Raw genomic sequence first — 7,185 nt, 5'->3', positions numbered from 1 at the left:
CGACCGGGAGCGCCGCCGCGCTCGCCACCTCCGCCTCCGGGCGGTCCGCGCTCGGCGCCGCCGGGACCACCCGGTCCGCCACGTCCGCCGCCCCGGGGTTCATCGGGATCGCCCCGCTGCGCGAGTTCGATCCGCCCACCGGAGGTTTCACCCAGGGACCGGGCGTAGGACAGGTCGGACAGAATCAGGGCCGGAAGGATGGTACCGGCCAGGAGCAGCGAGCGGGTGATCCGCATATGGAGACAGCCTCGTGAAACGCGATCGGCGGTTCCGAACAGTGTCGGGCCGATATGGTTCCCCGAATCGAGACGTCAAATCGGGAGATCGGGCCGGTATTCCCGCTCGAGCGACTAGATCCGTCGCGCCGTCACCTGAGCCGCGTCGACGAGATCGGCTCCGGGACGATCCATGACCCGCTGATGCCACCTCGGCGTTTTTCGAGAGTCTCCGTTTCGCGCGAAGGCCTCTGCTGCCGGGCCCGCCCCCGTCGAACCGGGATCTGGCTTTGGCCTCACGATCGAGGGCGTGGCGTTGATCAGGGCGTGGGGGCGGGAACGAAACCGGGGACGATGACGCGGATGGGGGCGCGGACCTCGCCGGTCGAGCCGGTGCGGTCGGTGGATTCCACGGCGTCCGGGGCGGGCGCGCCCTCGCGCTGGGCCGCGTCCGCAGCGAGGGTCGCCGCGGTGCGGTCGGCCCGGCCGACCAGGGTCAGGCGGACCTTCGGCGCCCGCGACAGCCGCTCCGCCGTCATCGGCGTGACGAAGATGTCCCCCTTGTGCCGCACCAGCATGCTCTCGGCCTTGGCGAGGGACTGCGCCCAGCTCTGGCCTTCCTTCTTGCAGGAGCAGTTCGGGGTGAAGTTCGTGCGGAACCTGAAGGCGGTCGGCGTCGCCGTGTAGGCGCGGCTGCCCTTGAGGGTCGCGGCGTATTTGAGCGCATCGTCACCGTGCGGCATCGAATAGGCCAGCGCCTCGGTGCCGGGGCAGAGCGCCTGGCACATCTCGTCGGCGCCGCCCCGCCCGTCGGGCAGGTTCGGCATGGGGAAGTAGGAGCCGTCGCAGGATTTGACGCAGATCACCTGTGGGCCGCCCCGTGCGGTCATGGCGCCGCCGGCCCGCGCTTCCTGCCCCGGCTCCGGGAGGACGCCCGAACAGGCGCTCGACACCGCGGCGACCAGCTGTCGGCGACGGGCGGCGACGACGGCGCCGTCGCCCCCGCCATAGGTGGCGTTCAGCGAGCGGATACGGGCCTCGACCGCGCCGCATTGCGGGGGGCGCGTGTCGAAGAACAGGAACTTGCCGCCCTCGCAATTGAGGCTGCGATAGTAGGATTCGAGCCGCGCCACCTCGCTCTGCAGAGCGGACGCCGTCGAGGCGCTGGCGTTGAGATTGGCCAGCTCCGTCTTGTAGCGCTGGCACGCCCACACGTCCCCGGCCGCGGCCGGTGTGACGGCCGCGAGGGCGAGCGCCGCCGCGGCGGCGGCGAGAGCGAAGGCGCGGCGAAGCTGCGGACCGATCAGCGGCATGGGGCGGATGCTGGGATCTCTGGCAAAGGGACGGGGGGAGCGTCCGGGCCGGAGCGAGGATGCGCTCCGGAGCCGCACGCATGTTAAGCCCCCTCGCCGTCGGGGGACAGAGACACCATGTCTCCTCGGTCAAGCTTTGCGGGGATTGCGTCGATGATGTGGCTCAAGGGCACCATTGGTTCCGGTGGGATCGCGGCGGTCTGCCTGGCCGCCGCGCTTCTCCCGGCCGCCGCTGTGGCAGCGGACGATCCGGACCGGATCTTCGACAAGTCAACCGTGTGGCGCCCCCTCACGCCCAACGACAAGCTCGTGGTCTACGGCATCGACGATCCGGTCGTGTCGGGCGTGGCCTGCTGGTACACCCAGCCCGAGAAGGGCGGCATCAAGGGCACGTTGGGGCTCGCCGAAGATGTCTCCGACATTTCGCTCGCCTGCCGCCAGACCGGTCCGGTCCAGTTCAAGGGTAAGGTCTCGCAAGGCGAAGTGGTGTTCAGCGAGCGCCGCTCGCTGATCTTCAAGTCGATGCAGATCGTGCGCGGCTGCGACGCCAAGCGCAACACGCTGATCTATATGGTCTATTCGGACAAGGTGGTTCAGGGCTCGCCCAAGAACTCCACCTCGAGCGTGCCGCTCGCCCCCTGGGGCACCGAGCCGCCGCCGAAATGCGGAGACTTCCTGAAATAGGGGCGCCGCACGCTTTCGCCGGAGGCGGCGTTCGGCCTCCGGGGGGCGAACCGGAAAGAGGGTCAGTCCTGGCAGGTGACGCGCAGGGGACGCGCCGTGGTCGGCGCCGGGATGGGGGCGCCCACGATGGCGCCGGTATACTCGTCCTGGGCGGCGACGCCGTAGGTGGTGGCGCTCGCATAGCCTTGCGCCTCGCACCACGCGTTGGCCACCACCTGGCCGCACTCGCTCGGGCCGCCGCTGAGACACTCGCCGACGCCGTAGCCTTCCTCAGCCGGGATCAGGAAGGTCTTCTCGACATGCGAGCGGGCGGGGGCCGGGCCGTCGGCGGCGCAGACCGGGTGAGCGGTCGCAGCCAGGACGAGGGCGAAGAGGGCGACGGCCGGTACGCGCATGGTGGAGACCTCGTTAACGGATTCGGTCGGTTGCGGAGTGTTCGAACGGCCCGGTAAACAAATCCTTGCGCCTCCGGTCACGCTCGGGTGAGCGCGGCCACGGGCATTGCCGTTCTCGAATTCATCACGGTTCTGGAGTAGCTGAAGGCCGGGCCAGGGGCCGTCGCACGGGGGCAACAGCGCACCGACGCGGCTCCGGCGGAAATGGGGCAGGCGGCTCCGGCGAACCGCCCGGGAGCGCCGGAAGGCGCTGTGCCGCAACGAGAAACCGAGAGGGGCGGCCCGCCGCCGCCGAGGAGGCCGGGATCGCCCGGCGAGATCCGTCGATGCATCCGATGTTGCGGCTCTACAACACGCTGACCCGCGAGAAGGCGACCTTCACGCCGATCGATCCGACCCATGTGCGGATGTATGCCTGCGGGCCGACGGTCTACGACGCCGCCCATATCGGCAATGCCCGGCCGATCATCGTCTTCGATCTGCTGTTCCGGCTTCTGCGCCACCTCTACGGGGAGGCGCACGTCACCTATGCCCGCAACGTCACGGACGTGGACGACAAGATCAATGCCCGCGCCCGCGAGCGCGGCATCACCATCCGGGCGCTGACCGACGGCACGCTGGCGCAGTTCCACGCCGACATCCGCCGCCTCGGCGTGCTGATGGCCGAGGATGTGAACGGGGCGGGCGGACGTCCTCGCTTCATCGAGCCCCGCGCGACCGACCATATCGACGAGATGCATCGGCTCATCGAGGGGCTGGTCGCGGCCGGCCACGCCTATGTCGCGGAAGGCCACGTCCTGTTCGACGTGCCCTCCATGCCGGAGTACGGCGCGCTCTCGAAGCGCCCGCTCGACGAAATGGAGGCCGGCGCCCGGGTCGAGGTCGCGCCCTACAAGCGCTCCCCCCTCGATTTCGTGCTGTGGAAGCCCTCGAAGGCGGGTGAACCGTCCTGGCCGTCGCCCTGCGGCCTCTCCGAGCCCGGGCGCCCCGGCTGGCACATCGAGTGCTCGGCGATGTCGTGGAAGCATCTCGGCGAGACCTTCGACATCCATGCGGGCGGCATCGACCTGATCTTCCCCCACCACGAGAACGAGGTCGCCCAATCGCGCTGCTGCTTCGGCACGTCGGTGATGGCCCATGTCTGGCTCCACAACGGCTTCCTGCAGGTCGAGGGGGAGAAGATGTCGAAGTCGCTCGGCAACTTTATCACCATCGGCCAGGTGCTCGCCGACTGGCCCGGCGAGATCGTGCGCCTCAACATGCTCAAGACGCATTATCGCCAGCCGATCGACTGGACCCTGCGCGGCCTGGAGGAATCGGGCCGGATGCTGGACCGGTGGTACGAGGCGGCGGGCGAGGCCGCGCCCGACGCGGAGGCGCCGGTCGGCGTGGTCGAGGCGTTGTGCGACGATCTCAACACGCCCGCCGCGATCGGCGAGCTGCACCGGCTGGCCGGCACCAGCGCCCCGGCGCTGAAGGCTGGCGCCGGGCTGATGGGCTTCCTCGGCCAGACCCGGACCCAGCGCGAGGCCGCGCGGGTCGATGCCAGCGGCGTCGACGTGGCCCGGGTCGAGGCGCTGCTCGCCGAGCGCAAGGCCGCCCGGGCGGCCAAGGACTGGCCGACCTCCGATCGCGTCCGCGCCGACCTCGCCGCGCTCGGGGTCAGCGTGAAGGACAACAAGGACGGCACCACCACCTGGACGGTCGCGGGCTGAGGCGGACGCCTCCTGTCCGGCCTTGGCGCCGGACGGCGCGTGGAAAAAGCGCCTCAGCCGAGGAGCCGCTTCAGCACGCCGGCCCGCCCGTGGGTGTAGGAGCGCCCACTCAGGCGACGCAGCGCCTCCTCCGCGGGGGTGATCCTGTGCTCGGCATACATCCTGCCGATGCCGGCTCGGTCGTTGGGGATCGCGGAGAATTCCTCGACGATCGCCGGATAGCGGCGCTTCAACACCGGCGAGGCGGGATCGAGCCCGGTCACGATCACGAGGCCGGTCGGGGCGGCGTCGACCAGCATGACATCGAGGTCGGGGCGGTACTTCGTCAGGATCGCGACGACCTTCCAGACATCGCCGGTCCACCAGCCCTGATGCGGCGTGCCGAGGCTGCGCTCCTCCGCCCGCATCGGATCGCGCTCGACCATCGGCTCTGCGAGCGGGAGGCAATCGTGCATGGCGATGATCGAATCCCGCCGGCAGATCGCCTCCGTGTTCATGAAGTCGCGCAGCAGAAACTCGAACAGGTGCATCCCGTCGAGGAAGGCGAGATCGATGCGGCCGCCGATGTCGCGGCGCAGGTTCAGATGCTCGAAGAAGGTGTCGCTCATCACCTGAAAGAGCGACACCTTGGCCTTGTTGGCAGCGACGTTGGTCTTGAGGGTGAATTCCGGATCGACGCCGACCGCGTGGCGGCAGGCGATGCGCCCGAAGACCTCGCCCTGCGCCACGCCGACCTCGAGATAGCGCTGCACCGCCGCGGCCCGGGAGAGCCGGGCGAGAAGCTCCGTGTAGGCCAGCCCCTGGTGAGGGCCGGCGATGAGGGGTTCGGAGGCGTTCATCGCGTCGGTCCGTACGGCGCTCAGAAGCGCTTGGCGATCAGCGCGTCGGCGTTCGGCGCGGGCGGGGCCGCCGCGAGGGCGCCGCGCAGGAGCTCGAGGGCGGCGTGCGGATCGTCGCCCACGAGGTAGCTCAGCTCGAGCCCGTCGCGGATGAAGCCGTGGCCGCGCATGTGCTCGATCAGGGTGATGAGCGGATCCCAGAAGCCGTTCACCGACAGGAGCAGGATCGGCTTGCGGTGCTGGCCGAGCTGCGCCCAGGTAAGCTGCTCCACCAGCTCCTCCAGGGTGCCGATGCCGCCGGGCAGCGCCACGAAGGCGTCGGCGCGGTCGAACATGAGCTTCTTGCGGGTGTGCATGTCGGAGACCACGATGGTCTCCTGGATGGCGTCGAGCATCCGCTCGCGGGATTTCAGGAAGTCCGGGATGATGCCGGTGACGTGGCCGCCCGCCTCCAGGGCCGCCCCCGCGACCATGCCCATCAGGCCGACATTGCCGCCGCCATAGACGAGATTCACGCCCTCCCGCCCGAGCGCGGTCCCGAGGTCGCGGGCGGCCTCGGCGAAGGCCGGGTCCCCGCCGAAGCCCGAGCCGCAATAGACGCAGACCGAGGTGAGCGCGGTCATCGCCGGGCCTCGCCGGCACCGTCCGCGGGCAAAAGTGCTGAGTTCGCACGGGAATTCGCGGTGGCCGCGCGTTCGAGCTTTGGCGTTCTTCTCATGTTCGGTAAGATGTCACGGGAATGGGACGGGTTGGCGACAACGCGCGGGCAAGCCGCGACGGGCCGACCGGAGGAGTCGAAGACCATGACGGCTGAGGTACGGCGAGGCATTGTGCTCGCGGTCGCGGGCCTGCTCGGCGGCTTCGCCATGGTCGTGGCGCTGTTCGGGACGGGAGAACTCCTCAAGCGCAACGCGGCGGTCAACCCCTCGGCCGACGCCCCGGCGGGGGCTGATCCCACAGGGAAGCCGCAGGCGGGGGGCGAGGCGCCCTCGGGCACTCCTCTTGCCGCTCTCACGACGCCGCCGCAAGGGGAAAGCGCAGCCCCCATACCCGTCCGGCCGGAGCCGGTGGACGCGGGCGGCGCCCCGACCTTCGACATCGTGCGGGTCGAAAAGGACGGGGCGAGCGTCATCGCCGGAAGGGCGGCGCCGAACGCCCGGGTCGAGCTGCTGCGCGACGGCCTCCCCATCGCCACCACGGTGGCGGACGCCGCCGGCCAGTTCGCCGTGACGCCGCCGGACCTGCCGCCCGGATCGAGCGAGATCGCTCTGAGCGCCTCCGGACCCGACGGCAAGCCCCTGCGCGGACGCGAGAGCGTCACCGTCGTGGTCGCCGAGAAGCGCGACGCCCGGCCGCTGATCGCGCTCTCGGCCCCCGACGCGCCGACCCGGGTGCTGTCGCAGCCCGACGCCCCGGAGGCGTCTCCCGGCAAGGCGCCCGTCGCCGCAATGGCGAAGAGTCCCGACGGGGCGGCGCCGGACGCGGCGAAGGACAAGGCGGCCCCGAGCGCCCCGCCTCCGCAACGTGAGGCGGCGGCTCGGCCGGAGGCCGCGCCGAAGGGTGGCGCGACGGCCCGGGACACGCTGCCGGTGCGGATCGTCAGCGTCGACGCGCAGGAGGGCGGGCGCCTCGACGTGACCGGGCAGGCAAGCCCGGACAGCACGCTCCGGCTCTATCTCAACGACACGATGGTCGCCTCCGGGCGCACCGGCCCGGATGGGCGGATCGCCTTCACCATCGGCCGCGGCGTGCGGGCCGGCGCCTATCAGATCCGGCTCGACGCAGTCGATCCGGCCGGCGGCAAGGTCAAGCGTCGCGCCGAGGTGGCCTTCGCCTATCCGGAGAACCTCGCCTCGGCGGGCAAGCCGGCCGTGGCCATCCCCGGGGCCGGAAAGCCGGCCGGCGAAGCGGTGGCGAAGGCCCCGGCTGCGGCCCCGCTGGCAAGCGCCGCGGCTCCGCCCACAAGCGCCGCGGCTCCTTCAAGGAGCGGCACGGCTCCGCCGGCAGCCGCCGGGTCTCCGGTG

The 7,185-nt window shown here is 70.9% G+C and carries 7 protein-coding genes; 3 read left to right on the top strand and 4 right to left on the bottom strand.

Annotated features, from left to right (window positions below; all coding sequences use genetic code 11):
* Positions 1-535 precede the first annotated feature (535 nt).
* Positions 536-1,528 (bottom strand): DUF2865 domain-containing protein, encoded by a 993-nt coding sequence (locus LW587_RS23350; RefSeq protein ID WP_232631976.1) that lies wholly within the window; start codon positions 1,526-1,528, stop codon positions 536-538.
* Positions 1,529-1,681: 153 nt separating this feature from the next.
* Between LW587_RS23350 and LW587_RS23345 the strand changes: the two genes are divergently transcribed.
* On the top strand, positions 1,682-2,212 hold the full coding sequence (locus LW587_RS23345; protein WP_232631975.1) for a CreA family protein: 531 nt from the start codon (positions 1,682-1,684) through the stop codon (positions 2,210-2,212).
* Between the two features lie 62 nt (positions 2,213-2,274).
* On the opposite strand, the gene LW587_RS23340 is transcribed toward LW587_RS23345, so the two are convergent.
* The gene (locus LW587_RS23340; RefSeq protein WP_232631974.1) at positions 2,275-2,607 is read right to left on the bottom strand and encodes a hypothetical protein; all 333 of its coding nucleotides are present in this window, start codon (positions 2,605-2,607) and stop codon (positions 2,275-2,277) included.
* Positions 2,608-2,933: 326 nt separating this feature from the next.
* Here LW587_RS23340 and cysS point away from each other — a divergent pair, with 326 nt between their 5' ends.
* The gene (gene cysS, locus LW587_RS23335) at positions 2,934-4,322 is read left to right on the top strand and encodes a cysteine--tRNA ligase (protein ID WP_232631973.1); all 1,389 of its coding nucleotides are present in this window, start codon (positions 2,934-2,936) and stop codon (positions 4,320-4,322) included.
* Positions 4,323-4,375: 53 nt separating this feature from the next.
* Here cysS and LW587_RS23330 read toward each other — a convergent pair whose 3' ends face one another.
* Both LW587_RS23330 and LW587_RS23325 read right to left on the bottom strand, forming a co-directional pair.
* Positions 4,376-5,161 (bottom strand): class I SAM-dependent methyltransferase, encoded by a 786-nt coding sequence (locus LW587_RS23330; protein ID WP_232631972.1) that lies wholly within the window; start codon positions 5,159-5,161, stop codon positions 4,376-4,378.
* Positions 5,162-5,181: 20 nt separating this feature from the next.
* Complete coding sequence (locus LW587_RS23325; RefSeq protein WP_232631971.1) at positions 5,182-5,784, bottom strand: TIGR00730 family Rossman fold protein; 603 nt, start codon at positions 5,782-5,784, stop codon at positions 5,182-5,184.
* Between the two features lie 180 nt (positions 5,785-5,964).
* Between LW587_RS23325 and LW587_RS23320 the strand changes: the two genes are divergently transcribed.
* The coding region (locus LW587_RS23320) for a peptidoglycan-binding protein LysM (RefSeq protein ID WP_232631970.1) at positions 5,965-7,185 on the top strand (1,221 nt) is incomplete at its 3' end.

Origin of the sequence: Methylobacterium sp. Leaf118 (genome assembly GCF_920984675.1) — a bacterium.
Classification (GTDB): Bacteria; Pseudomonadota; Alphaproteobacteria; order Rhizobiales; family Beijerinckiaceae; genus Methylobacterium.
This window is presented reverse-complemented; position numbering and strand designations above follow the sequence as displayed.